Source organism: Agrobacterium sp. 719_389 (genome assembly GCF_900188475.1).
Taxonomy (GTDB): Bacteria; Pseudomonadota; Alphaproteobacteria; order Rhizobiales; family Rhizobiaceae; genus Agrobacterium; species Agrobacterium radiobacter.
In genome coordinates this window covers 255,963-278,536 of sequence record NZ_FYEM01000009.1, presented here as the reverse complement: position 1 = coordinate 278,536, position 22,574 = coordinate 255,963, and the positions used below count along the sequence as shown (strand labels likewise).

Genomic DNA, 22,574 nt, shown 5'->3' with positions numbered 1-22,574 from the left:
AATTTCGGCAGGGCCACTTCCTCCTGTCGAACGAAGCCCTTCTGCGGCAGGGCGCCTTCCGCGAGCAGGTCGAGAACCGTGCAGATGCCGGCGGCGGTGGTGATCTGGATGGCGCTCATCATGCGGCCGGAAACCGGGCCGGCATAGACCTTGTTGGCGTAGGTTTCCTGCAGGAAGCGGCCGTTGCGGGTGCCGCAGACGGTGACGAAGACGATGACCACATCCTGCATGGTGCCGGGCAGGGCGTTTTCGAACAGGTCCTTCAGCACATCGCGGCGATTGCGCAGGTTGAGGTCGTTCAACAGCGCCTTCATGATCGCCACATGGCCGGGATAACGGATGGTGCGGTAATTCATCGTCCGCACCTTGCCTTCCAGCGTCGCGCAGAGCGTGCCGAGACCGCCTGACGTGTTGAACGCCTCGTAGGTGACGCCGTCGAGCGAGAATTCCTCGCGCTCCTCAAGGGCGGGAACGGCGGTGAGGCGGCCTTCGACGATCGCTTCGCAGGGCTCGATATATTCGTTGATCAGCCCGTCCGTGCTCCAGGTGAGGTTGTAATTGAGCGCATTGGACGGATATTGCGGCAGAGCGCCGACGCGCATGCGCACGCTGTCCAGCTTGTCGAACTTGGTGGCAAGATCGGCGGCGACGATGGAGATGAAGCCGGGCGCAAGGCCGCATTGCGGGATGAGCGCCGTCTCGGCCGTTTCCGCCAGCGCCTTGACCCTACGGGTGGATTCCACGTCTTCGGTGAGATCGAGGTAATGCGTGCCGACGGCAACGGCCGCTTCGGCAATGCCCGCCGTCAAGTGGAAGGGGGCGGCGGAAAGCACGGCGAATTTGCCTTTCAGCAGTGCTTCCAGAGCGGGACGGTCGGTGATGTCGACGATTTCGGTGTCGACGCGCTCATGCGCCGGCACATTGGCCAGCTGATCGGCCGAACGGTCGGCGACGGTGATGCGATAATCGCCTGATGCGGCCAGCATCCAGGCGATTGCCGAACCGATATTACCCGCGCCGATAACGACAATGTTCTTCATGTTTTTGTTCCCCGCAGTAAATTCGCATGTCTGCGCACCGGATGCGCTTCAAAGACAGAATGCCAGCTTTTTTTGACGATTCGCAGCTTCACTATGTGCGGATAGCGGGTTAATATTGAGCAATTAGACGACAGGATTGGTCACTATGACGATTGCCGACAAGGACCGGGCGCTGCTCGCCCTGCTTTCCGAAAATGCCCGCATGCCGGTGGCGGAACTGGCGCGCAAACTCGGCCTTTCCCGCACCACGGTACAGGCCCGCATCGAGCGGCTGGAGGCGGACGGGGTGATTGCCGGTTATGGTCTGAGGCTTTCGGAAAGCTATCTTTCCGGGCTGGTGCGCGCCCATGTGCTGATCACAATCGGGCCGAAGGCGCTACCCGCCGTCACCGCCGCGCTTTCCGCCATCAAGGAGGTGACGACGCTGCATTCGGTGAGCGGAACGTTTGATCTGATCGCGATTTTGGCGGCCCCTTCGATCCTCGACCTCGACCGGTTGATCGACAGGATCGGCGCGCTTGACGGTGTGGAGCGGACGCTGTCGTCGATCATTCTGTCGACGCGGATTTCGCGGTAGGGATTTTGGGGAGTGCGGTGGGCGCAAAGGCCGGTGGGTGCGCGTGATACTCTCTTCTTCCCTCATCCCTGTGACAAGCACAGGAATGAGGGGCGCATGGGTATGCCGCGCCTCGATTTAAACCGTCGCCCGCCCATCATAAGCCCTCTGCGCCGCCATCACCGCGTCGATATTGCCCTCCGCCCAATGGGCAAGCGCCGCCACCGTGTCGGTCAGCGTGCGCCCCAGCGGCGTCAGCGAATATTCGACCGTCACGGGCACAGTCGGGAACACCTGCCTCGAAATCAGCCCGTCGCGTTCGAGCTTCTTGAGCGTCTGCGACAGGACCTTTTGCGAAATGCCCTTGATTTCCCGCCGCAGCAGGTTGAAGCGCACCGCCTCCACCCGCAGCCGGTCAAGAATCAGCAGCGCCCATTTGTCGGCGATCCTGTCCAGCACCATGCGGGTGGGGCAGCGGTCTTCATAGACGTCATAGATACGTTCCATGGGTTTGTTCCGTTGTTTCAGGGCCATCCCGGTTTCCGCGAGGATACCAGATAACCGAAAAGTGCTCTCTTTTCATGATTTCGCAAACGCAGTACCTATGTTTTTGAAACATGGTTTCCATTAGATACTACGGAGATTTGAGATGACAGGCAAGATACTCGTAATCGGTTCGACAGGCACCATCGGCACGCCGCTGGTGAAAGCGCTGCTTTCCAAGGGCGAAAGCGTGAAGGCGGCTTCGCGCAGCGGCAACGCCATGGGCGGCGCGGAAGGCGTTCGTTTCGATTATACCGACGCATCGACCTATGCGGATGCCTTCGACGGCGTTGACCGTCTGTTCCTCATCCTGGCGGGCGGCCGTCTGGACGCCATCGACGCGCTGACGCCTGTGGTTGAAGAGGCCGCGCGCCGCAAGGTGAAGATCGTGTTCCTCAGCGTCCTCGGCGTCGATGCCGATGATTCCATCCCCTATCGTCAGATCGAGTTGAAGATCATCGCTTCGGGCACGCCTTATGTCATCCTGCGCCCGAACTGGTTCGCGGACAATTTCCACAGCTACTGGAAGGCGGGCATTGAACACGGTCAAATCGCCGTTCCGGCAGGCGAGGGCAAGTCGAGCTTTATCGATGTTCGCGATATCGCCGACAGCGCCGCCGCCGCGCTGACCTCTGACGCCTTCAATGGCAAGGCTTTCAACCTGACGGGTCCGAAAGCCCTGGGTTACGGCGAAGCGGCCGCGCTGATTTCGCAGGCGATCGGCAAGCCGGTTTCTTACGCTGCCGTTTCGGATGAGGTCTTCATCGGCATTCTCACCGGCGCGGGCGTGCCGCAGGACTACGCCTCGTTCCTCGCCTCGATCTTTTATCCCGTGCGCGAAGGCTGGACGGCCGTGGTGACTGGCGATGTCGAAACGTTGACCGGCCATGCTCCGCGTTCACTGGAGACCTATATCGCCGACAATCTGGACCGGCTGAAGGGCTGAAGCTCCAGGCGAGCCCGCCGCGCTCACGCCGGATCGGTGGAACCGCGGCGGGCTTTGAAGAGCATCTTCAGCCGCTGAATCTCGTCCGCGTTCCAGCCCTGTGGCTCGGTCACCTCCGTCCATGCATCGATATAATGTTCCGGCGCATAGACATGGCCGTAACCGATCGGTGCGGTGGTGGCGGCGGCGACATCGAGACCGAGCTGCAGCAGGGTCACCACCGGGAACCAGCGGAAGGATGTGGAAACGTCAGGCCCGTGATGCACCATCCATTGCGGCCGCCGGTAAAGTGAGGCGGCCTCGAAGAAGGTGATGGGGTCGCTGGCATATTGCAGATAGACGATCCGCATCGGCCCCCATTCCGCATCGGGCATATGGGCGGTCGTATATTGGTTGGCGAAGCGGATGACGGAGGAATCGCGGAAACGCGGCAGCCATTCCGGCGTGCCCTTCACCCGGCCATTGGTGGCCATGCGCCATGTGGGGCTGGAAAAGGGCGGGCCGCTCCACAACGCGCCCTGGAAGGGATCGGAGAGCACATCGTAGAGATCCGAGGATTTCTGCGAGTTGAGCGAACCGAGGCTGAGGCCATGCAGGTAAAGCTTTGGCCGCGTTTCCTTGGGCAGCGTGGTCCAGTAGCCATAGACGGCCTCGAACAGGGCGCGCGCGGTCTCGACACCGTAATCCGGCTCCGTCAGCAAGGCGATCCAGCTGGAGAGATAGGAATATTGCACGGCGACGCTGGCGATATCGCCGTCATGAAGATATTCGACCGTATCGAGCGCTTCCGGATCGATCCAGCCGGTGCCGGTCGGAATGACCACCAGAAGCACCTTGCGCTCGAAACCGCCGACCCGTTTCAATTCCTCCAGCGCTAAGGCCGCTCTTTCTTCCGGCGTCGAAGCCGAGTTGAGGCCCGCATAGACCCTGAGCGGTTCCTTTGCCGGGCGATGGGTGAAGGCGGATATGTCTGCGCCATCAGGGCCTTCGGCGACGAATTCGCGGCCGCGTCGGCCGAGCGATTCCCACGCCATCAGCGAGGCGCTGCTGCCGGTCTTGAGCGGATCGGAAGGGCGCGGCACGTCAGGCTCGATCAGCGCATCCACCTGTTTCAGCGAAGAATCCGCAAATCTGAGACCGATATCGAAGATCAGCCCGTTCAGCAGCATCCATGAGAGGACGATTGCTGCCGCGATGCCGAGCACATTGGCAAGTCTGCGCGGCAGGAAATGACCGCTGCGCGCCGCAAAGAACCGGCGGATAAGCTGGAAAAGCCGGCCTGCGCCGATAAGGATGGCGGCGACCAGCACGGCAAGGCCGCCGGTCTTGGTGGGGTGGGCGCTGGGCAGCGGATCGAGCTCCATCAGAACGCGGATGGAATTCTGCCAGTCCTTCGCCTGCCATAAAAACGCGATTGCCGTGATGGCGGCGGCGAGCGCGATGAGAAAGCGAATGCCGCGCATATTGTGGCGCGAGGGCTCGGGCAGTTCCAGATAGGCCCAGACGGCATGCAGGGCGACACCGATCAGATAACCGATGGCGAAGGAAAAGCCGCATAGCACACCTTGCATCAGCCAGGTGCGCGGCAGGAGCGACGGGGTAAGTGAGGCGCAGAACAGAATAGTGCCAAAGACGATGCCGGTTGCCGAAAGGCCCGCAAACAACCGCCCAACCCATTGTTTCACCAACTTGACCCGCCCCTTCTGCTCACCATCTGGCATTGAGTGTAATATGTGACGGACGAGGGTGCAAATCCCGCGGGAAGGATAAAAATCACAGAGATAGGAAAATAATCCTTTACAGCGTGACGGTGGTTTGATAGTGTTTGGCTACGGTCGGAGATTTGCGGCTGGGCCGCGGTTGGTTCTGAAATATCAGAGCGCTGGATTTTACGAATACAAGGCTTTGCTCTCTTCCCTCATTCCTGTGCTTGTCACAGGAATGAGGGCTGTGGGGAGGCGCCGCCCGCAAATGAACCGCGTCGCATGCCCATGTTCATCTCCATTTCCCTCCCAGGCCAATCTGATGACAAATGTTCATAATTGCGACCCGGCGCTCTACGGAGCCTGGCCGGACAGGCCTGCTTATGCGGATGAGGCCGCGCCTGAGATCAAATCGCGGGCAGACAGGCTGGCCGCCGAAGATGCGGCGCGCAACGGCAGTCTGCGGCAATTGCTGAACGAGCTGACGGAGGAGATGCGCGATCAAGTCTGCCTGTATCGCAATCTTCGGCAGTCCGGCGAGGCGGGGCTTTTGCCTGATGCCGACGACACGGAAGGCAAGCAGGCCCGTGCCGATGTGAAAGTTGCAACGGATCAGCTGTCGCTCATCGTCCGCACACTGGAGCGGATCGACGCCCTGCAACGGGTGCTGGCGGAAGAACGGCAGGCGCTTATGGGCGAGGATGAAAACGATACGCAGGATTATGAGGCGGCGGTGGCGCATTTCCTCAAACGCATCGATGAGCTGGCCGAGCAGAAATGCCGCGAGAGGCTGGAGGCGATCGCGGCGTCCGGCACTTCGGCAGGGTCTGACTGAGGCATGGCGAACGTTTTGACCGAAGCGCGCCTTCACGCGCAGGTCTTCAACCTCCTGCGCGACTGGCGCTTCATCGGTAACCTGCCGCAGCAGCCGCCGGAAGGCGACTGGCGGACATGGCTGCTGATCGGCGGGCGTGGTTCCGGCAAGACCCGCGCCGGGGCGGAATGGGTGCATCATGTCGCCTCCGCCGGCAAGCAGTCGGATTTGCGCATCGCGCTTGTTGCCGAGACGCTGGGCGACGCCCGCGAGGTGATGATCGACGGCATTTCCGGCATCTGCCGCATCGCCCGCCGCCATCGCCCCGCCTTCGAGGTGTCGCGGCGGCGGCTGCTGTGGCCGAATGGCGCGATGGCGCAGGTGTTTTCGTCGGAAGACCCGGAAAGCCTGCGCGGCCCGCAATTCCACATGGCCTGGGCCGATGAGCTCGGCAAATGGAAATATCCGCAGGAAACCTGGGACATGCTGCAATTCGGCCTGCGTCTGGGTGAGGCCCCCCGGCAATTGGTGACTACCACGCCGCGGCCCATTCCGCTCTTAAAGGCGCTTCTCGCCGATCCCTCGACGCGGGTGGCGCGGATGCCGACGGCGATGAATGCGCGCAATCTCGCGCCCGGGTTTCTGAAAGCCATGCAGGACCGTTACGGCGGCACGCGGATGGGGCGTCAGGAAATCGGCGGCGAATTGATCGATGAGCGTGAGGGCGCGCTGTGGAAACGCGCCGATCTGGAAGCGATCATCGAGGCGGGAGATGAACCGCTTGCTCGCATCGTGGTGGCGGTGGACCCGCCCGCGGGCGTCGGTGAACATTCCTGCTGCGGCATTGTCGTGGCGGGGCTTGGCATATCCGGGCGTCTCAGCGTGCTGGCGGATTGTTCGGTGGAAGGTGAAACACCGGCCGGCTGGGCCCGCGCCGTCGTCGCCGCCTTTCGCCGCCACGAGGCGGACCGGGTGGTTGCGGAGGTCAATCAGGGCGGCGAGATGGTGCGCGCCATGCTGCAAAGCATCGACGCCAACCTGCCGCTGACGCTGGTGCGCGCAAGCCGCGGCAAATTCACCCGCGCCGAGCCGGTTGCGGCACTTTATGAGCAGGGCAGGGTGGGGCACGCGGCACGGTTTGAAAAGCTGGAAGACCAGATGACGGATTTTGGACCTGATGGTCTTTCGTCCGGGCGTTCCCCGGACCGGCTGGATGCGCTCGTCTGGGCGATAACGGCGCTGACGACGATGGTGGTGAGTGAACCGAAGGTGCGGGGGATGTGAGGCCGGCGACTATCGGCTCCCGCGAATGAGAGCCAATTACCGGTCGAGCGGATACCGCCTGTTTCTTCTCCCCGCCGGGGAGAAGGTGGCGCGCAGCGCCGGATGAGGGGGCCACGGTCAGGATTTGCGTAGAGGTAGAGGCATGCGGAGAGGTTACCCCCTCATCTGACCCTTCGGGCCATCTTCTCCCCGGCGGGGAGAAGAAAATTGAGGCAACCTCACCGCCTGAAATCAGACGTCTGGCGGCTGTTACTTCTTGGGGGATTGCGCCGGCTTCGGCTGGGAACCGGTTTCGCGCATCTGGCGCCACTCGTTTTCGAGACGGTCATAAACGGTCTGGGGGATTGTCGCTGTCATGGCATTCCTCCTTGAATGGTTAACGCTGCAGGATTGCGCGGTGAATGGAGTTAGCGCGCTAAGGTTCCGGAATTCAAGGAATTTTTTACCCCAAAACCACGGGGTGCGGATTAAAATCGATTAAGGTTTTTTCAAATCGATTTAGTTCCGGCGACTGTCATGTGGAAAAACCCGGCGTCATATCGCCCATCATTTTCAGGAGCAGTCATGGCTTATGACGAGGCGCGATTCTTTGCGTCGGCGCGGATTTCCATTTTCGGCGGTCGCCTGCGCACCGCCCAGCTTGCCGGCACGAAAACGATGCTGGCAGGGTTCGAAAAGGCGATGCCGGGCGGCGATCCGCGCTGGCTCGCCTATATGCTGGCGACGGCCTTTCACGAGACGGCGGCGACCATGCAGCCCGTGCGGGAAACCCTGGCGGCAAGCGACGCGGAAGCGATGACAAGGCTCGACCGCGCCTTTGCGGCGGGCAGGTTGCCCATGGTGCGCAAGCCCTATTGGCGGCCGGACACGGAGGGTAAAAGCTGGCTGGGTCGTGGCTTCGTGCAGCTGACGCATCGGCGCAATTACGAGGCCATGTCGGTGCTGACTGGCGTCGATCTCCTGGAACGGCCGGAGCGGGCCATGGAGGCGGAGGTGGCCACCGCGATCTTGATACACGGCATGGCGGGCGGCGGCTTCACTGGCCGCAGGCTCTCCGATTTCTTCAGCGACGGTCGTGAGGATTGGGATGGTGCGCGCGCCATCATCAATGGCGGCGACAGAGCCCGGCTTGTGGGCGGTTACGGGCGCGCATTTCATCAAGCGCTTGTCGCTGCCCGGATTGAACCCGGGCGGGCCAGATGATAACCCGTTACCCGGTGCCGAAAAGGCCGCCTTTTAAGTTTGCATGACAGGTGACACCGTGATCCGCCATATCGTCTTTTTCACCGTTCCCGAGGAAAACCGCGACGCCGTGCGCAGGGGGCTTTCCGGCCTGACCGCGATACCGCATTCTCTGAAGCTGGAAATCGGCGAGAACGTGAAGAAGGACCAATGGGGCAACTCGGTCGATTTCATCGTCTATGGCGAGTTTGAAAACGAGGCGGCGCTCGCCGCTTACAAAGCCGATCCCGCCTATGATCTTTCGACCCGCACGGTAAAGCCGTTGCGCGAGACCCGTGTTGCCGCCGATTTCGACAGCGATACGGCGGTGAAAGCGCCGATCCGGTAAACGTCCGGTTTCGCTGAAGTCGGCGCGAGATATTGCTGCTGTACGGACAGGGTGTCTCACGCGCGACGTCATCCTTGGGCTTGTCCCAAGGATCTGATCACGTCCAATAAAATCGAGACGTTGCAGATGCTCGGGACAGGCCCGAGCATGACGAAAGAGAGTTTTCAGGACTTCGTCAGAAATTTCAGGGTCTAGCCTGTCGGTGAAAACCCCACGCGGGCGACGCCGCAGGACTCGACGCCGCGCGCCATCAAAACAAGGACAACTCCATGCGATTTCCCTTTTCCCTGCCGTGGCTGCGCCCGGCGGATGGCAGAGCCGTGCCTGAAAGCCGGAAAATGGCTGATGGCTTCATGGCGGTCGCGGTGCAGGGCGGGCAGGCCTTCTGGTCGGGCCGGTCCTATGCCGCACTTGCCCGCGAGGGCTTCATGAAGAACCCGGTGGCGCACCGGGCCGCTCGCATGGTGGCGGAGACCTCGGCTTCCGTCAGCTGGCTGCTTTATGATGGCGAAGAGGAACTTACCGATCATCCGCTGCTGGTGCTGCTTTTAAAACCGAGCGCCCATATGGGCGGGCCGGATTTTTTCGAGGCGCTTTATGGCCACCTCATGCTGGCCGGAAACGCCTATATCGAACCGCTGACGGTGGGCGGGCGGTTGCGTGAACTGCATCTGTTGCGGCCCGACCGGGTGAGCATCGTCGAAGGGCCGGATGGCTGGCCGGTGGCCTATGATTACCGCGCCGAGGGCCGGGCATCCCGGCGCATCGCCGCCGATCGCGACGGGCTGGGGCTGCTGCATCTGAAACTCTTTCATCCGCTCGATGACCGGTCGGGTTTTGCGCCTCTCGCCTCCGCAGGCGCCGCGCTCGATCTGCACAACGCCGCGAGCCAGTGGAACAAACGCCTGCTCGACAATTCCGCCCGGCCTTCCGGGGCGCTGGTCTACCAGCCGAAGGAGGGCGGCAATCTCTCCACCGAACAATATGATCGGCTGAAGCGTGAGCTGGAGGAGGGCTATCAGGGGGCGATGAATGCCGGCCGTCCGCTGCTGCTGGAAGGCGGGCTGGACTGGAAGGCCATGGGTCTTTCGCCGCGCGACATGGATTTTCTGGAGGCCCGCAACGGCGCGGCGCGCGATATCGCGCTCTCGCTTGGCGTACCACCGATGCTGATCGGCATTCCCGGCGACAATACCTATGCCAATTACCAGGAGGCGAACCGCGCCTTTTATCGTCTGACAGTGCTGCCGCTCGTTTATCGCACGGCGGCAAGGCTCTGCGGCTGGCTTTCTCCGGTCTTCGGCCCGGGGTTGAGGCTCGAACCCGATCTCGACCGGATTGCCGGGCTTGCCGGCGAGCGGGATGCGCTCTGGGCAAGAATCGGCGCAGCCTCGTTCCTGAGCGACGACGAAAAGCGCGAAGCCGTCGGTTATTGATCGCCGCCTGGCGCGATCGAAGCCCCGGTTTCCTGTTCAATCATTTTCTGAAGAAGCGGATTCTCCCTGTGAGGTCTTCCGCCCAAGCGATTCCGAAGATTCGGAAAATCACCCATCGCAGGCGCGCAGAAAGCGCCTGCGTGCGACGCGGCGCGTCCGCCCGATAACAACATCCTAGAACGGAATGATTACCCATGTCTGAATTCGCCAATGAGGCCGGCATCTGGGCCGCCCGCATCACCGGCGCCGTGGCGGGCGCGGGTGTATCGCTCGTTTATCTCCTGCCGAAAAGCAAACGTGAGGCCGCGAGCCGTTTCATCACCGGCGTGTCCTGCGGCATGATCTTCGGCGGGCCGATCGGCCTGTGGATCGTGCAGCAGCTCGATATTGCCGGCGCGCTTTCGGGCCGGGAAATCATGGTGGCGGGGTCCGCCGCCGCCAGCATGGGGGCGTGGTGGGGGCTGGGCGTGCTGGTGCGCATCGCCGACCGTTACAGCGCCCGCCCGCGCGCCTGACACTTCCTTCACATCGCAGGAGTTTTCCATGCACGTTTATCGCGGGCCGCGTCCCGCCACGCGCAAATTCGCCAATCTGGAACTGCGCGGCATTGCCAGCGACGGCACGTTTTCCGGTTATGCCAGCGTCTTCGGCGAGGTCGATCTCGGTCAGGACGTCATCGAACGCGGTGCTTTCCGCCGCTCCATCGAGGAGCGGGGCGCGGCCGGTATCCGCATGCTCTATCAGCACGACCCGGCCGAACCCATCGGCGCCTGGCGCACCATCCGCGAGGATGAGCGCGGCCTTTATGTGGAGGGCGTTCTCGCACCCGGCGTCGCCCGCTCCCGCGAGGTGCATTCGCTGATGAAGACCGGCGCGCTGGACGGGCTGTCGATCGGCTTTCGCACCGTACGTTCCAGTAAAGAGGGGCGTTCCAGTAAGGAGGCGCGCGCCGGCAAGGCGGCCGGCTCAGGCGTCCGGCGCATTCTGGAAGCCGATCTCTGGGAAATCTCGGTCGTCACCTTCCCGATGCTGCCGTCCGCGCGGGTTTCCGACGTCAAGCACGCCCGCTTTTTCCGCGACCGCGAGACCGAGCTGGTGCGCAGCATGCGTCGCGCCGCCCGCTCGCTGTTCGACACGACCTTCAAACGCTGACTTCCGGACAATCACCCACAAGGAAACGACATGACAGACCAGATGACGAAACCGGCCCCGATGACCGTCGCGCCGCAGGTGAAGGCCGTGCCCGATACGGTGACCGCCGCCTTCGATGAGTTCATGGAAGCCTTCGAGGCCTTCCGCGAGACCAACGACCAGCGGCTTGCCGATATCGAGCGCAAGATGGGGGCAGATGTCGTGACCCGCGACAAGCTCGACCGCATCGACAGGACGCTCGACGACAACCGCAGGATCATGGACGATCTGGCGCTCAGGAAAGCGCGCCCCGCACTTGGCCGCAAGGAGGCGCTTTCCCACGACGCCGAGGAGCACAAGGCCGCTTTCGAGGCCTATATCCGCCGTGGTGAGGAAGGCGCGCTGCGTGATCTGGAGGCAAAGGCCCTTGCCGGCTCGACCGGGGCTGATGGCGGCTTCCTGCTGCCGAGTGAGACGGATGGCGAGATAGGCCGGCGTATGACGGCGATTTCGCCGATCCGCGCGCTGGCGACCGTGCGGCAGGTTTCCGCCGCCGTGCTGAAAAAACCCTTCTCGCCCGGCGGCATGACGACCGGCTGGGTCTCCGAAACGGCGGCGCGCCCGCAGACGGCAACGCCGCAGCTTGCAGAGCTTTCCTTCCCGACGATGGAGCTTTACGCCATGCCGGCGGCCACGCAGGGCCTGCTGGATGACGCCGCAGTCGATATCGAGGCCTGGATCGCCTCCGAGGTGGACATCGCTTTCGCCGAACAGGAGGCCGGCGCTTTCATCGCCGGCGACGGCGTCAGCAAGCCCAAGGGTTTCCTCTCCTACACCACCGTTGCCAATGATGGCTGGAGCTGGGGCAACATCGGTTATGTCGCGACAGGCGTTTCGGCCGGCTTTGCTTCCGCCGGGCCGATGGATGTGCTGCTCGACGCCGTTTATGCGCTGAAGGCCGGCCACCGCCAGAACGGCGCCTTCCTGATGAACCGCAAGACGCAAGGGGCGCTGCGCCGCTTCAAGGATACGAGCGGCGCCTATCTGTGGCACCCGCCCGCCGCCGCCGGCCAGCCGGCCTCGCTGATGGGCTTCCCGGTGACGGAGGCGGAGGACATGCCGAATGTGGCGGCTAACAGCTTTGCCATCGCCTTTGGCGATTTCCGCGCCGGCTATCTCGTCGTCGACCGTACCGGCGTGCGCATCCTGCGCGATCCCTATTCGGCCAAACCCTATGTGCTGTTCTACACCACCAAGCGTGTGGGCGGCGGCGTGCAGAATTTCGAGGCGATCAAGCTGGTGAAATTCGGGGTGAATTGATCGCCGACCTTGCGGCCCTTTCTTCTCCCCGTCGGGGAGAAGATGCCCGAAGGGCAGATGAGGGGGCAACGTTGCCGAATATCTCTACCCTTGCCCCCTCATCCCGCTGCCGCGGACTTCTCCCCGGCGGGGAGAAGAAACAAGCGGTGCCCGCTCGCTAATGCGACTACCTTTCTTCCGGAGACCCCATGACCTATGCCCTCATTCATCCGCCGCAGGCGGAGCCGCTGACGCTTGCCGAGGTCAAGGCGCATCTGCGTCTCGACAGCGGCGACGAGGATACGCTTCTTGCCGCAATCATCCGCACCGCCCGCGAGCATCTGGAACGCACGACAGGGCTTTGCCTCCTCCGTCAGACCTGGCGGCTTTATCTTGACCGGTGGCCGCAGGTGGGCGTGATTCTGATTGGCAGGACACCGGTGCAAGCCATCGAAACGATTCTGGTTTTTGACGGTGAGGGGCGTGCGGCAGACATCACCGCCGGTGAGAAATTGCTCGACGGCGCGGCGCCGCCGGCAAGGCTGTGGCTACGCGATCCGCCGGCCCCCGGCCGGGCGATGAACGGCATCGAGATCGATTTCATTGCCGGTTACGGCGAAGCGGGAACGGACGTGCCCGACACGCTGAAACGCGCCATGCTGATGCATGTGGCGCAGATGTTCGCCTTTCGCGGCGCAGTCACCCCGGAAAACCAGCCCGCGGCCGTTCCCGCCGGTTACGAGCGACTGGTGGCTCCTTTCTGCCGTCTGGGGCTTTGAGACATGAACCTTGTTTTTCTCGATCCCGGCAAGCTGACGGCGCGGCTGGAACTGGACGTGCGGACCGAAACGCCGGACGGGCAGGGTGGTGCAGCGGAAAGCTGGGATTTCCTGCGGTCGCTCTGGGCCGCGATCGAACCCGTTTCGGAGGCGTCCCATGAAAGGGCCTCGGCCGAGGGCGTGACGATCACCCACCGTGTCTGGCTGGCTTACCGCGCAGACATCATTGCAGGCATGCGCTTTCGCAAGGGCCGCCGCATTCTGGCGATCCGGGCGGTGATGGACCCGGATGAGACATGTCGCTTCATCGTCTGCCGCTGCGAGGAGGAAAGCCGATGAGCGCCGCAAACCCGCTTCTTCAGGCGATTTTCGCGCGGCTGACCGGCGATGCGGTGCTGACGGCGCTCATCCCCGGCGGCATCGTCGACCGGCTTCTGCCGCGGGCGGTTATGCCTTGCATCGTTATCGATGATCTCGAAAGCAGGGATTATTCGACCGCCACGGAAAAGGCCGAGGAGCATTTCCTGTCGCTGCAGATCTGGAGCGATGCCAATGGCCGCAAGGGTGCGGGAGAGATCACCGCTAGTGTCATGAGCCTGCTCGATGATGCGGCGCTGCCGATTGCCGGGGTCGATCTCGTCAATCTGCATCTTCTCTCCAGCCGCTCGCGTCGCGAGGCGAAGACCCGGAATTTCATCATCGAGATGCGCTTCAGGGCGGTGACGGAGTAGTGCCGTTTCAGGCGTTCTGCCTGTGCACGGTTTTCCACAGGACGATCAGGAGCACAAACGAAATGGCGATCAGCACGGCGGCGACACCAAGCATGGCCGCCACCCCGCCGCGATCCAGCGCCAGCGTGAAAATAACAGGTGCAACGGCAATGGCGAGGTTCTGCGGCAGGGAGATACGCGCGGCCTGAAGGCCATATTCTTCCGGGGAAAATACCGCCAGCGGCAGCACCGCCCGGCTGACGGTGAGCACACCGGCGCCGAAACCGAAAAAAATGATGAAACCGATGAAAGCCGGCATGGCCGGGGCAAAGCCAAGCAACAGCAGCAGCGACAGCAGCAGAAGACAGAAGCCGATCATGGCGGTGAGGAAGGGGCTGCCGCGTTTCCCAAGCAGGAAATCCAGCCCGCGCGCCGTAATTGCCAGCAGGCTGCGCGCCGATGCCAGCTGCACGGCAAGCGATTGCGTTGCGCCCGCCTGGACGAGCAGCAGCGGCAGCAGCGGTGACAGGCCGAAGGTTGTAAAGGCGCTGATCGTCGTCATGGCCGCCAGAAGCAGGAAGGCGCGGCGTGTATCGACCGGCGAGGGCGAAAGCGCGTCGGCTTTCTGCCGTGTTGCTTCCTTGCGGGCCGGACGGCCGGGAAGGACGAAGAGGTAGAGCGGCAGAAGCACGAAGAGCTGCAGACAGGCATAGAGCAGAAGTGTGCCGCGCCAGCCGAGATGCTGTTCCACAAGCGCGGTGACGGGCAGGAAAACCGCCCCCGAAAGCCCGGTAAACAGCATCAGAAGCGTCAGCAGCCGGCCGCTTTCCGCGCCCACACGCTCCACCACGGCGGTATGGGCAGCCGTCGTCAAGCCGCAGGTTGCGGCCAAACCCATCACGCCCCAGCCGAAAAGATAGCTCGTGACACCGCCCGAAAAGGCGAGCACGGCAAAACCGGCGGCAAAGAGGAATGAGCCGGCCACCAGCACGGGCGCCGCGCCGCGACGGACGAGCATTCTTCCCAGCAGCGGGCCGCAAAGCGCGCTGATCAGCATCATGATGGTGAGGCCGGCAAAAACGATCTCGTTGCCGATCGCCAGTTCGCCGCCGATCCGTGGCGCCAGAATGGCCAGCATGTCGAAACCGGAACCCCAGCTGATGATCTGCCCAAGCGCCAGCACGCCGATAAGGCGCACGCGGGACGTCATGGAGGCGGCGTCGGACATGGTGAGATCGCGGGGTGCGAGGTGCGGGAAACCATTTGGTAGCAGGCCCGCCGCACCCCCGCAACCGCAATTGAAACGAAAGGAAACAACATGGTGGCGCAGAAAGGCAAGGACCTGCTGCTGAAGATCGACAATGCCGGCGCCTTTGCGACCGTGGCGGGGCTCAGAACAAAACGGCTGGCCTTCAATGCGCAGGCCGTCGACGTGACGGATGCCGAAAGCGCCGGGCGCTGGCGCGAGCTTCTCGCCGGCGCGGGTGTGCAGCGGGCATCGCTCACGGCCTCCGGCATCTTCAAGGACCAGGCGAGCGATGCGCTGGTGCGCGGCGCATTTTTTGCAGGCGGCATTCCCGGCTGGCAGATCGTCATTCCCGATTTCGGTGTCATTGCCGGACCGTTCCAGATCGTCGCGCTCGAATATTCCGGCCGCCACGATGGCGAAGTGCAATTCGAGATCGCGCTGGAATCGGCCGGTCTTCTCTCATTCGGAGCGCTGTGATGCCGCAAGGGTTGCGTTACGGGCGGGCGAACCGCCATCGCGGCGAGATAGAAGCGCTGATAGACGGTGAAAGGCGCATCCTGTGCCTGACGCTCGGGGCTCTCGCCGAACTCGAAACCGCCTTTGAAGCCGATGACCTCACCGCGCTCGCCCAACGTTTCGCGAGCGGGCGCATGAAGGCGGCGGACATGATCCGGGTGATCGGCGCGGGCCTGCGCGGCGCGGGCAACGTCTTTTCCGACGAGGATGTGGCCGCCGCCACGGTGGAAGGCGGCATTGCCGGCCATGCCGCGATCGTCGCCGATCTTCTGACCGCGACTTTCGGCGGTTTGAAAGGCGAAACACCGCCGGACCCTTGAATGCCGCAGCAGGCGAAGCGACGTCGCGCCCATTCCCCTGGGACGCGGTGATCCATACCGGCCTCTTCCTGCTGCGGCTTTCCCCGGAAACCTTCTGGCTGATGACCCCGAGGGAATTTTTCGCGATGACGGGCGGCAACGCCGTTTCGCGCGGTCCTGACCGTCAGGCGATGGAGAGGATGATGCGGCGGTTTCCGGATGGCTGAGTTGATCTCAAAAACGAATGACATTTCAAAATTTTGCGGCTCCGGTTTGAATCAGAAAGGCAAGCGCGATGGCGGGCGAAAGATCGATTGCGGAGAACCGGGAAGAGGCGGAGGCGCTCTCGGAGGTGATGGGTGATCTCGAGCGGCGATCCGAGCGGTTCGGTGCGGCCTTGTCCACGGCCCTGCAGGCGGCGGCGACCGGCGGCAAGGGGCTGGACGATGTGTTGCGCGGGTTGGGACAGCGGCTGTCCGGCATGGCGCTTTCGGCCGGGCTGAAGCCGCTGGAGAGCATGATCGGCGATGCCGTCGGCGGGCTCTTGAACGGCGGCGGTTCGCTGTTCGCCTTTGCGGATGGCGGGGTGCCGGGGCGCAGCATCACGCCTTTTGCCGATGGCGGCGTGGTCTCCAGCCCTGCCTTTTTCCCGATGGGCGGCGGGCTTGGCCTGATGGGTGAGGCGGGGGCGGAAGCGATTTTGCCGTTGAAGCGCGGTTCCGACGGCGCTCTCGGCGTTGCCGCACCTGCGGGCGGCGGCGGGGCGCAGATCGTGTTTAACGTGACGGCGGCGGATGCTGGGAGTTTCCGGAAAAGCGAAGGCCAGATCGCCGCCATGCTGGCGCGCAGCGTCGGGCGCGGCCAGCGCGGATTGTGACGCGCGCTCACCTTCCCAGACCATTGAAAAGAATCCAGGAACAACGACATGGCGGCATTTCATGAAGTGCGCTTTCCGCTGCGGCTTGCGCTCGGCGTCAGCGGCGGGCCGGTGAGGCGGACGGATATCGTCAACCTGTCCAATGGCCGCGAGAGCCGTAACCAGCGCTGGAGGAACGCCAGGCGCAGCTATGACGCCGGATCCGGGATCCGCTCCGTCACCGATCTCTATGAGGTGCTCGCCTTTTTCGAGGCGCGGCGCGGCGAGCTTTACGGCTTTCGTTTTCGCGATCCCGTGGATTTCAAATCCTGCCCGCCGGGAGAGACGCCCGCCGCGACCGATCAGAGGATCGGCACCGGCGACGGAGTGGCGGCGGGCTTTCAGTTGCTGAAGACCTATGCCGATGCCGGCGGCTCCTTCACGCGGCGGATAGAAAAACCGCTCGAAGGTTCGGTCATTGTGTCGGTCGAGGGGGTGAAGGCGGAAGCGGCCGCTATCTCGGTCGATCACACGACCGGCATGGTGACCTTCCGGGCGGGGCGGGTGCCGCCCGCCGGCGCTGCAATCCGTGCCGGTTTTGAATTCGACGTGCCGGTCCGTTTCGCGATCGACCGTATCGACGTGAACCTGACTGCTTTCGAGGCGGGCCGCATTCCCTCCATTCCACTGATGGAAATATCGCCATGAAAACCATTCCCGCCGCCCTTGCCGAGCATCTCAAGGGAGATGCGACGACCACATGCCATTGCTGGAAGGTGACATTGAAGGATGGCGCGGTGATCGGTTTTACCGATCACGACGAGACGATCGTGTTCGGCGGTACGTCCTATCTTGCCGCCAGCGGCTTTTCGGCCAGCGATAGCGACAGTGAAACGGGGCTGGGCGCCAGTGCCGGGGAGGTGGCGGGCGGTTTTTCGAGTGAGGCGATTGCGGAAGACGATCTGGCCGCCGGGCGTTTCGATGGTGCCAGGGTGCAGCTTTTCCTCGTCAATTGGCAGGCGACGGACCAGCATGTGCTGCTGAACATGCGCGAGATTGGCGAGGTGACACGGGCGGGAGGGTCGTTTCGCGCCGAGCTGCGCAGCCTTGCCCATCGCCTCGGCCAGCCGCAGGGCAGGGTCTATGGGCGGCGCTGCGATGCGGCGCTCGGGGACAGGCGTTGCGGTGTCGATCTGGAGCCGTTTACCGGCCGTGGCGGCGTTGTGGCGGTGGATGCCTCGGGTGGCCTGCTGGTCTCCGGGCTCGATGTTTTCGCCGATGGTTTCTTCAGCCGGGGAAAGCTGCGCTTTATGGCTGGCCCGCTCGCCGGCAGGAATTTCGACCTCGACGGCCACGAGCGGCGTGACGGCGGCGTGCACCTGTCCTTCTGGCTGCCGCCGGAACGGCTGCCTTCGCCGGGAGATAGGTTTTCCGTCACAGCCGGCTGCGACAAGAGTTTCGCCACCTGCCGGGTAAAATTCGCCAATCATCTGAATTTTAGGGGCTTCCCGCATCTGCCGGGGGCGGATTTCGCCTATTCCTATGCGAGCGGCGGTGAGAGCCATGACGGTGGGGCGCTGTTTCCATGAGTGATACCGGTGCAAGAGTGCTGGTGCTGGCGCAAGACTGGGTCGGCACGCCCTATCGGCATCAGGCCTCGTTGAAGGGTGTCGGCTGCGATTGCCTTGGCCTCGTCAGGGGCATCTGGCGCAGCGTTTACGGCCACGAACCGGAATTGCCGCCGCCCTATGCGCCCGATTGGGCCGAACGCGGCAGCGAGGACAGGCTGATGGCGGCGGCAAGACGCCATTTTCTGGCGGTTCCGCGCATGGAGGAGGCAAGGTCGGGAGACCTGCTGCTGTTTCGCTGGCGGGCCGATGCGGCGGCCAAACACCTCGGCATTCTGGCCGGGCCGCAGCATTTCATCCATGCCTATGAACAGGCGGCGGTGGTGCGTTCGGCGCTGGCGCCGGGCTGGAGGCGGCGCATCGCCGGTATCTTCCGTTTTCCCGATCCCTGAAAATTTCGAGGCGAGCATGGCGACAATCGTTTTTCAGGCGGCGGGTGCGGCGCTCGGCGGCATTTTCGGCCCTTTGGGTGCAATGATCGGCCGGGCGGCCGGGGCGCTGGCGGGCAATGCCATCGACCGCACCCTTCTTTCGAACGGGCGGACGGTAACGGGCGCACGGCTTTCGACGGCGCGCATTCCGGGGGCGGATGAAGGCGCGGCGATCAGCCGGCTTTATGGCGCCGCAAGGATCGGCGGCACGTTGATCTGGGCGACGCGTTTTGAAGAAAGCGTCGAGGTGGAGCGCCGTGGCGGCAAGGGCAACCGTGGCCCGAAGGTCGAAACCTTTCGTTATTTTGCCAACGTCGCCATCGGCCTGTGCGAAGGTGAGGCGGCCATGGTGCGGCGTGTCTGGGCCGATGGGCGGGAGTTGGACCTGAGCGCCATCGAGATGCGTTTTTATCCCGGCAGCGAGACGCAATTGCCCGATCCGTTGATCGAGGCGAAGCAGGGGGCGGGCAACGCGCCGGCCTTTCGCGGACTGGCTTATGTCGTTTTCGAACGCCTGCCGCTCGATAGTTATGGCAACCGCATTCCGCTGATGCAGTTCGAAGTGGTGCGGCCTGTCGGACGGCTGGAAAAAGCCATTCGCGCCATCACCGTCATCCCCGGGGCAACGGAGCATGGCTACGCCACCGTGCAGGTTTCCGAACGTACGGGCATCGGCCAAAGCCGCATCATGAACCGCAATGGTTTGACCGCCGCGACGGACTGGCAGGCGGCAATCGACGAATTGCAGGCGCTCTGCCCCGCGCTTGAGAGCGTGGCGCTGGTGGTGAGCTGGTTCGGCACGGATATGCGGGCGGGTGAATGCCGCATTCTGCCCGGCGTGGAGGTGGCAGGCCGGGATGGGGAAACGATGCCATGGTCCGTCGCCGGCCTTTCGCGCGGCGCGGCGCATCTCGTCAGCCATCACGGCGGCGGCCCCGCCTATGGCGGTACACCCAACGACGAAAGCGTGCTGCAGGCCATAGGCGATCTCAAGGCGCGGGGTCTGCGGGTATGCCTTTATCCCTTCGTGATGATGGATGTTCCCGTCGGCAACGGTCTTCCCGACCCATATGGCAAAAGCGAGCAGGACGCTTATGCCTGGCGCGGGCGCATCACCTGTTTTCCCGCACCCGGCAGGGCCGGTTCTGCCGATCGCAGTGCGGGCGCGCGGACGCAGGTTTCCGCCTTCTGCAACCGCGATGAAGGTTACCGTCGCATGGTGCTGCATTATGCGGCGCTGGCGGCGCAGGCGGGCGGGGTGGACGCCTTCCTGATCGGCTCGGAGCTGCGCGGGCTGACGGCGCTGAGAGACGAGAATGATGCCTTTCCCTTTGTCGAGGAACTGGTGCGGCTTGCGGGCGATGTGCGGGCCATGATGGGGCCGGCGGTGAAGCTGACCTATGCGGCGGACTGGAGCGAATATTTCGGCCACCAGCCGGCAGACGGTTCGGGCGACGTGTTCTTCCATCTCGACCCGCTCTGGGCGAGCCCTGATATCAATGCTGTTGGTATCGACAATTACATGCCGCTCTCCGACTGGCGTGACGAGGATGCCGCGAACGGCAATCCCGATGGCATGACCGGCCCGGATGATGCCGCCGCATTCCGTTATACCGTCACGGCAGGCGAGGGCTTCGACTGGTATTATGCAAACGATGCCGACCGTGCGGCGCGGCAGCGCACGCCAATAGCCGACGGACTGAAGGGCAAGCCTTGGGTGTTCCGCTACAAGGATATCAGGAACTGGTGGGGCAACCTCCATCACGACCGGGTGCGGGGAGTGGAGAAATCCACGCCGACCGCATGGGTGCCGGGCTCGAAGCCGATCTGGTTCACCGAACTCGGCTGCCCGGCGGTGGACAAGAGCGCGACACGCCCCAATGTCTTTCCTGATCCGAAATCGGCGGAAAACGCCTTTCCCTATTTCTCCCGCCGAAGCCGCGCCGACAGCCAGCAGCGGCGGTTTCTGGAGGCGCATCTCGACCATTGGCGCAAGGCCGATGCAGCGATGATCGATGCAGACAGGATCTATCTGTGGACCTGGGATGCACGGCCTTTTCCCGCCTTTCCGCAGAACGGCGCGGCTTGGAGCGATGGGGCGAACTGGCGCACCGGCCACTGGCTGAATGGCCGGCTGGGAACGGCAACGCTTGCCGATACCATCGCCGCCATCCTCACCGATCACGGCTTTTCCGACTTCGACGTTTCCGCCGTCAGCGGCGATCTGGGAGGTTATGTGCAGGGCGACGTGACCTCGGCCCGCAACCTGCTGGAGCCGCTGATGGCGGCGTTCCAGGTGGATGTGGCGGAAGATGGCGGAACCCTGCGCTTCCGCTCCCGCAACACCGCGGTTTTGCCGGTCCGCGATATTGCCGTGCTCGCCGATCTGGAGGATGAGCCGCTCTGGTCGGACAATCGCGGCCATGACAGCGATTTCGCCGCCGAGGCCGTGCTGACGTCTTTCAACCCCGCCTTCGACTACGAGCAGGGGAGTGCAAGGTCCCGCCGCATCGACAATGCCGGCAGCAGGGTCATGCGGCTTGATCTCAATGCCGCCCTGCCTGCGGAAACGGCGGAAGCTTCGGTCGAGGTGATGTTGCGTGACAACCGGCAGGCGCGGCGCAGCCTGCGCTTTGCCCTGCCGCCTTCCGAAATCACCCTTGAACCGGGTGATTGCATCCGCCTGCCGGACGGCGCCTTTCCGCAGGCCCCTTCCGGGCGGTTTCTGGTCAGCCGCATTGAGGACGGCGCGGTGCGGCAGGTGGAGGCGCGGGCCTTTTCCGCCGCCTTTTCGGTTTTCGCTGGTGGTGCGGAGGAACGGCGCAGCAAAGGCGCAAGCGGTGCGGAAGGGTTCGCGCCCGAGGTACTGTTTCTCGATCTGCCCTACCATGACGGCGCCGCGCCGGAGGATTCGGCGCGGATTGCCGCCCTCGCAAAGCCCTGGCGGCCCATCATCATTTCCGCGTCGCCGGGTATGGAGGCTTACCGGCAGCGCGTGCTGCTTGACCGGCCGGCGATGATCGGCGCGCTGGCAATGCCGCTGATATCAGGCCCTTCCGGCCGTTTCGACCGAAAAAACACCATCCTCTTCGACCTGCCCTTCGGTGAAGTGTCGTCCGCCCCGGAGCTTTCTGTGCTGAACGGCGAGAACCGTCTTGCCGTCAAGGCCGCAAACGGCGTGTGGGAAATCGTCGCTTTCGCAAAGGCCGAAGAAATCGCGCCTTCGCGCTGGCGGCTTTCCTCTCTCCTGCGGGGGCTCGCCGGCACGGAAGACGCACTGGCCGCAGGCGCGCCGAAAGGTGCGCCGGTGGTGGTTCTGGATGCGGCGGTGCAGCCGCTCGGCCTTGCCGCGAGCGAGCGCGGACGGCGCCTGAACTGGATCGCGGAAGCGGCGGGAGTGGCGGGCGCAGTGAGCGGGCCTTTTGCCTTCGAAGGCGGCTTGCGGGCGCAGATGCCGCTCGCGCCGGTCCATTTTTCCGCCGAACGGCGCGGGGATGGCGTGCTGTTCTGGTGGAAACGGCGGGGCCGGGTGGAGGCCGACGTCTGGGATGCGAGTGACATACCGCTGGACGAGCCTTTCGAGCTTTATCGCGTCGAGGTGCTGGACGGCGAGACCGTGCGGCGCATGGCGGAGGTTTCAGAACCCGCCTGGTTTTACCCCGCCGCAGACGAACTCACAGATTTCCCGGCCTTGCGGGATCACATTTCCGTGCGTGTCCGCCAGCTCGGCCGCGCGGTGCCCTCGGGCGTGGCGGCCAAGGCCGTTCTGCCGATCTGACATGTG

At 63.6% G+C, this 22,574-nt stretch carries 25 protein-coding genes; 21 read left to right on the top strand and 4 right to left on the bottom strand.

Translation table 11 applies throughout. The features are described from left to right. The coding region (locus CFB10_RS18115; protein WP_088567169.1) for a saccharopine dehydrogenase family protein at window positions 1–1,040 on the bottom strand (1,040 nt) is incomplete at its 3' end. A gap of 145 nt (window positions 1,041–1,185) precedes the next feature. Here CFB10_RS18115 and CFB10_RS18110 point away from each other — a divergent pair. Then, window positions 1,186–1,617, top strand: coding sequence for an Lrp/AsnC family transcriptional regulator (locus CFB10_RS18110; protein WP_003509206.1), 432 nt, complete (start codon window positions 1,186–1,188; stop codon window positions 1,615–1,617). Window positions 1,618–1,734: 117 nt separating this feature from the next. On the opposite strand, the gene CFB10_RS18105 is transcribed toward CFB10_RS18110, so the two are convergent. Continuing rightward, complete coding sequence (locus CFB10_RS18105) at window positions 1,735–2,103, bottom strand: helix-turn-helix domain-containing protein (protein ID WP_026363504.1); 369 nt, start codon at window positions 2,101–2,103, stop codon at window positions 1,735–1,737. 142 nt (window positions 2,104–2,245) lie between these two features. Between CFB10_RS18105 and CFB10_RS18100 the strand changes: the two genes are divergently transcribed. Continuing rightward, window positions 2,246–3,085 (top strand): SDR family oxidoreductase, encoded by an 840-nt coding sequence (locus CFB10_RS18100; RefSeq protein ID WP_020009691.1) that lies wholly within the window; start codon window positions 2,246–2,248, stop codon window positions 3,083–3,085. A gap of 23 nt (window positions 3,086–3,108) precedes the next feature. On the opposite strand, the gene CFB10_RS18095 is transcribed toward CFB10_RS18100, so the two are convergent. Then, window positions 3,109–4,749: an alpha/beta-hydrolase family protein gene (locus tag CFB10_RS18095; protein ID WP_026363505.1), complete on the bottom strand. Its 1,641-nt coding sequence runs from the start codon at window positions 4,747–4,749 to the stop codon at window positions 3,109–3,111. Window positions 4,750–5,110: 361 nt separating this feature from the next. On the opposite strand from CFB10_RS18095, the gene CFB10_RS18090 reads away from it, so the two are divergent. The 11 genes from CFB10_RS18090 (at window position 5,111) to CFB10_RS18035 (ending at window position 13,832) form a co-directional block, all read left to right on the top strand. Then, complete coding sequence (locus CFB10_RS18090) at window positions 5,111–5,623, top strand: hypothetical protein (protein ID WP_020009693.1); 513 nt, start codon at window positions 5,111–5,113, stop codon at window positions 5,621–5,623. 3 nt (window positions 5,624–5,626) lie between these two features. Continuing rightward, window positions 5,627–6,886 carry a DNA-packaging protein gene (locus CFB10_RS18085; protein ID WP_020009694.1) on the top strand — a complete coding sequence of 420 codons (1,260 nt, stop codon included), beginning with the start codon at window positions 5,627–5,629 and terminating at the stop codon, window positions 6,884–6,886. 564 nt (window positions 6,887–7,450) lie between these two features. After that, entirely contained in the window at window positions 7,451–8,089 is a 639-nt protein-coding gene (locus tag CFB10_RS18080) for a hypothetical protein (protein WP_020009695.1), read from the top strand. A 58-nt stretch (window positions 8,090–8,147) separates the two neighbouring features. Next, entirely contained in the window at window positions 8,148–8,456 is a 309-nt protein-coding gene (locus tag CFB10_RS18075; RefSeq protein ID WP_003522330.1) for a Dabb family protein, read from the top strand. Between the two features lie 269 nt (window positions 8,457–8,725). Beyond that, window positions 8,726–9,892 carry a phage portal protein gene (locus tag CFB10_RS18065; RefSeq protein WP_020009697.1) on the top strand — a complete coding sequence of 389 codons (1,167 nt, stop codon included), beginning with the start codon at window positions 8,726–8,728 and terminating at the stop codon, window positions 9,890–9,892. Between the two features lie 194 nt (window positions 9,893–10,086). After that, window positions 10,087–10,407 carry a DUF6107 family protein gene (locus tag CFB10_RS18060; protein ID WP_003509186.1) on the top strand — a complete coding sequence of 107 codons (321 nt, stop codon included), beginning with the start codon at window positions 10,087–10,089 and terminating at the stop codon, window positions 10,405–10,407. Between the two features lie 28 nt (window positions 10,408–10,435). Continuing rightward, window positions 10,436–11,044, top strand: coding sequence for an HK97 family phage prohead protease (locus CFB10_RS18055; RefSeq protein ID WP_020009698.1), 609 nt, complete (start codon window positions 10,436–10,438; stop codon window positions 11,042–11,044). A gap of 30 nt (window positions 11,045–11,074) precedes the next feature. Further along, a complete protein-coding gene (locus CFB10_RS18050; RefSeq protein ID WP_020009699.1) occupies window positions 11,075–12,343 on the top strand; it encodes a phage major capsid protein in 1,269 nt (422 codons plus the stop codon). Between the two features lie 188 nt (window positions 12,344–12,531). Next, window positions 12,532–13,101 carry a head-tail connector protein gene (locus tag CFB10_RS18045; RefSeq protein WP_020009700.1) on the top strand — a complete coding sequence of 190 codons (570 nt, stop codon included), beginning with the start codon at window positions 12,532–12,534 and terminating at the stop codon, window positions 13,099–13,101. Window positions 13,102–13,104: 3 nt separating this feature from the next. Beyond that, the gene (locus CFB10_RS18040; protein WP_020009701.1) at window positions 13,105–13,440 is read left to right on the top strand and encodes a phage head closure protein; all 336 of its coding nucleotides are present in this window, start codon (window positions 13,105–13,107) and stop codon (window positions 13,438–13,440) included. Next, window positions 13,437–13,832, top strand: a complete 396-nt coding sequence (locus CFB10_RS18035) for a DUF3168 domain-containing protein (protein ID WP_020009702.1) — start codon at window positions 13,437–13,439, stop codon at window positions 13,830–13,832. The genes CFB10_RS18040 and CFB10_RS18035 overlap by 4 nt, the downstream gene beginning before the upstream one ends. 7 nt (window positions 13,833–13,839) lie before the next feature. Here CFB10_RS18035 and CFB10_RS18030 read toward each other — a convergent pair whose 3' ends face one another. Beyond that, window positions 13,840–15,039, bottom strand: a complete 1,200-nt coding sequence (locus CFB10_RS18030) for an MFS transporter (RefSeq protein ID WP_020009703.1) — start codon at window positions 15,037–15,039, stop codon at window positions 13,840–13,842. A 90-nt stretch (window positions 15,040–15,129) separates the two neighbouring features. On the opposite strand from CFB10_RS18030, the gene CFB10_RS18025 reads away from it, so the two are divergent. The 8 genes from CFB10_RS18025 to CFB10_RS17990 all read left to right on the top strand — a co-directional run bounded on the left by CFB10_RS18025 (window position 15,130) and on the right by CFB10_RS17990 (window position 22,568). Beyond that, on the top strand, window positions 15,130–15,537 hold the full coding sequence (locus tag CFB10_RS18025; protein WP_020009704.1) for a phage major tail protein, TP901-1 family: 408 nt from the start codon (window positions 15,130–15,132) through the stop codon (window positions 15,535–15,537). Next, complete coding sequence (locus tag CFB10_RS18020) at window positions 15,537–15,896, top strand: gene transfer agent family protein (RefSeq protein WP_020009705.1); 360 nt, start codon at window positions 15,537–15,539, stop codon at window positions 15,894–15,896. Before CFB10_RS18025 ends, CFB10_RS18020 begins: the two co-directional genes overlap by 1 nt. Beyond that, the gene (locus CFB10_RS18015; RefSeq protein ID WP_020009706.1) at window positions 15,893–16,102 is read left to right on the top strand and encodes a rcc01693 family protein; all 210 of its coding nucleotides are present in this window, start codon (window positions 15,893–15,895) and stop codon (window positions 16,100–16,102) included. Before CFB10_RS18020 ends, CFB10_RS18015 begins: the two co-directional genes overlap by 4 nt. A gap of 68 nt (window positions 16,103–16,170) precedes the next feature. Next, window positions 16,171–16,752 carry a phage tail tape measure protein gene (locus tag CFB10_RS18010; RefSeq protein ID WP_020009707.1) on the top strand — a complete coding sequence of 194 codons (582 nt, stop codon included), beginning with the start codon at window positions 16,171–16,173 and terminating at the stop codon, window positions 16,750–16,752. A 48-nt stretch (window positions 16,753–16,800) separates the two neighbouring features. Continuing rightward, window positions 16,801–17,439 carry a TIGR02217 family protein gene (locus tag CFB10_RS18005; protein WP_020009708.1) on the top strand — a complete coding sequence of 213 codons (639 nt, stop codon included), beginning with the start codon at window positions 16,801–16,803 and terminating at the stop codon, window positions 17,437–17,439. Then, window positions 17,436–18,320 (top strand): DUF2163 domain-containing protein, encoded by an 885-nt coding sequence (locus tag CFB10_RS18000; RefSeq protein WP_020009709.1) that lies wholly within the window; start codon window positions 17,436–17,438, stop codon window positions 18,318–18,320. The genes CFB10_RS18005 and CFB10_RS18000 overlap by 4 nt, the downstream gene beginning before the upstream one ends. After that, window positions 18,317–18,751 carry an NlpC/P60 family protein gene (locus CFB10_RS17995; protein ID WP_020009710.1) on the top strand — a complete coding sequence of 145 codons (435 nt, stop codon included), beginning with the start codon at window positions 18,317–18,319 and terminating at the stop codon, window positions 18,749–18,751. Before CFB10_RS18000 ends, CFB10_RS17995 begins: the two co-directional genes overlap by 4 nt. Before the next feature lie 16 nt (window positions 18,752–18,767). Then, window positions 18,768–22,568, top strand: a complete 3,801-nt coding sequence (locus CFB10_RS17990; RefSeq protein ID WP_020009711.1) for a glycoside hydrolase/phage tail family protein — start codon at window positions 18,768–18,770, stop codon at window positions 22,566–22,568. Window positions 22,569–22,574 lie beyond the last annotated feature (6 nt).

Excerpts from the sequence above, each read along its gene's own strand:
- CFB10_RS18110 (WP_003509206.1), top strand. The coding sequence starts at position 1,186 with ATGACGATTGCCGACAAGGACCGGGCGCTGCTCGCCCTGCTTTCCGAA.
- CFB10_RS18105 (WP_026363504.1), bottom strand. The coding sequence starts at position 2,103 with ATGGAACGTATCTATGACGTCTATGAAGACCGCTGCCCCACCCGCATG.
- CFB10_RS18100 (WP_020009691.1), top strand. The coding sequence starts at position 2,246 with ATGACAGGCAAGATACTCGTAATCGGTTCGACAGGCACCATCGGCACG.
- CFB10_RS18090 (WP_020009693.1), top strand. The coding sequence starts at position 5,111 with ATGACAAATGTTCATAATTGCGACCCGGCGCTCTACGGAGCCTGGCCG.
- CFB10_RS18085 (WP_020009694.1), top strand. The coding sequence starts at position 5,627 with ATGGCGAACGTTTTGACCGAAGCGCGCCTTCACGCGCAGGTCTTCAAC.
- CFB10_RS18080 (WP_020009695.1), top strand. The coding sequence starts at position 7,451 with ATGGCTTATGACGAGGCGCGATTCTTTGCGTCGGCGCGGATTTCCATT.
- CFB10_RS18065 (WP_020009697.1), top strand. The coding sequence starts at position 8,726 with ATGCGATTTCCCTTTTCCCTGCCGTGGCTGCGCCCGGCGGATGGCAGA.
- CFB10_RS18060 (WP_003509186.1), top strand. The coding sequence starts at position 10,087 with ATGTCTGAATTCGCCAATGAGGCCGGCATCTGGGCCGCCCGCATCACC.
- CFB10_RS18055 (WP_020009698.1), top strand. The coding sequence starts at position 10,436 with ATGCACGTTTATCGCGGGCCGCGTCCCGCCACGCGCAAATTCGCCAAT.
- CFB10_RS18050 (WP_020009699.1), top strand. The coding sequence starts at position 11,075 with ATGACAGACCAGATGACGAAACCGGCCCCGATGACCGTCGCGCCGCAG.
- CFB10_RS18045 (WP_020009700.1), top strand. The coding sequence starts at position 12,532 with ATGACCTATGCCCTCATTCATCCGCCGCAGGCGGAGCCGCTGACGCTT.
- CFB10_RS18040 (WP_020009701.1), top strand. The coding sequence starts at position 13,105 with ATGAACCTTGTTTTTCTCGATCCCGGCAAGCTGACGGCGCGGCTGGAA.
- CFB10_RS18035 (WP_020009702.1), top strand. The coding sequence starts at position 13,437 with ATGAGCGCCGCAAACCCGCTTCTTCAGGCGATTTTCGCGCGGCTGACC.
- CFB10_RS18030 (WP_020009703.1), bottom strand. The coding sequence starts at position 15,039 with ATGTCCGACGCCGCCTCCATGACGTCCCGCGTGCGCCTTATCGGCGTG.
- CFB10_RS18025 (WP_020009704.1), top strand. The coding sequence starts at position 15,130 with ATGGTGGCGCAGAAAGGCAAGGACCTGCTGCTGAAGATCGACAATGCC.
- CFB10_RS18020 (WP_020009705.1), top strand. The coding sequence starts at position 15,537 with ATGCCGCAAGGGTTGCGTTACGGGCGGGCGAACCGCCATCGCGGCGAG.
- CFB10_RS18010 (WP_020009707.1), top strand. The coding sequence starts at position 16,171 with ATGGCGGGCGAAAGATCGATTGCGGAGAACCGGGAAGAGGCGGAGGCG.
- CFB10_RS18005 (WP_020009708.1), top strand. The coding sequence starts at position 16,801 with ATGGCGGCATTTCATGAAGTGCGCTTTCCGCTGCGGCTTGCGCTCGGC.
- CFB10_RS18000 (WP_020009709.1), top strand. The coding sequence starts at position 17,436 with ATGAAAACCATTCCCGCCGCCCTTGCCGAGCATCTCAAGGGAGATGCG.
- CFB10_RS17995 (WP_020009710.1), top strand. The coding sequence starts at position 18,317 with ATGAGTGATACCGGTGCAAGAGTGCTGGTGCTGGCGCAAGACTGGGTC.
- CFB10_RS17990 (WP_020009711.1), top strand. The coding sequence starts at position 18,768 with ATGGCGACAATCGTTTTTCAGGCGGCGGGTGCGGCGCTCGGCGGCATT.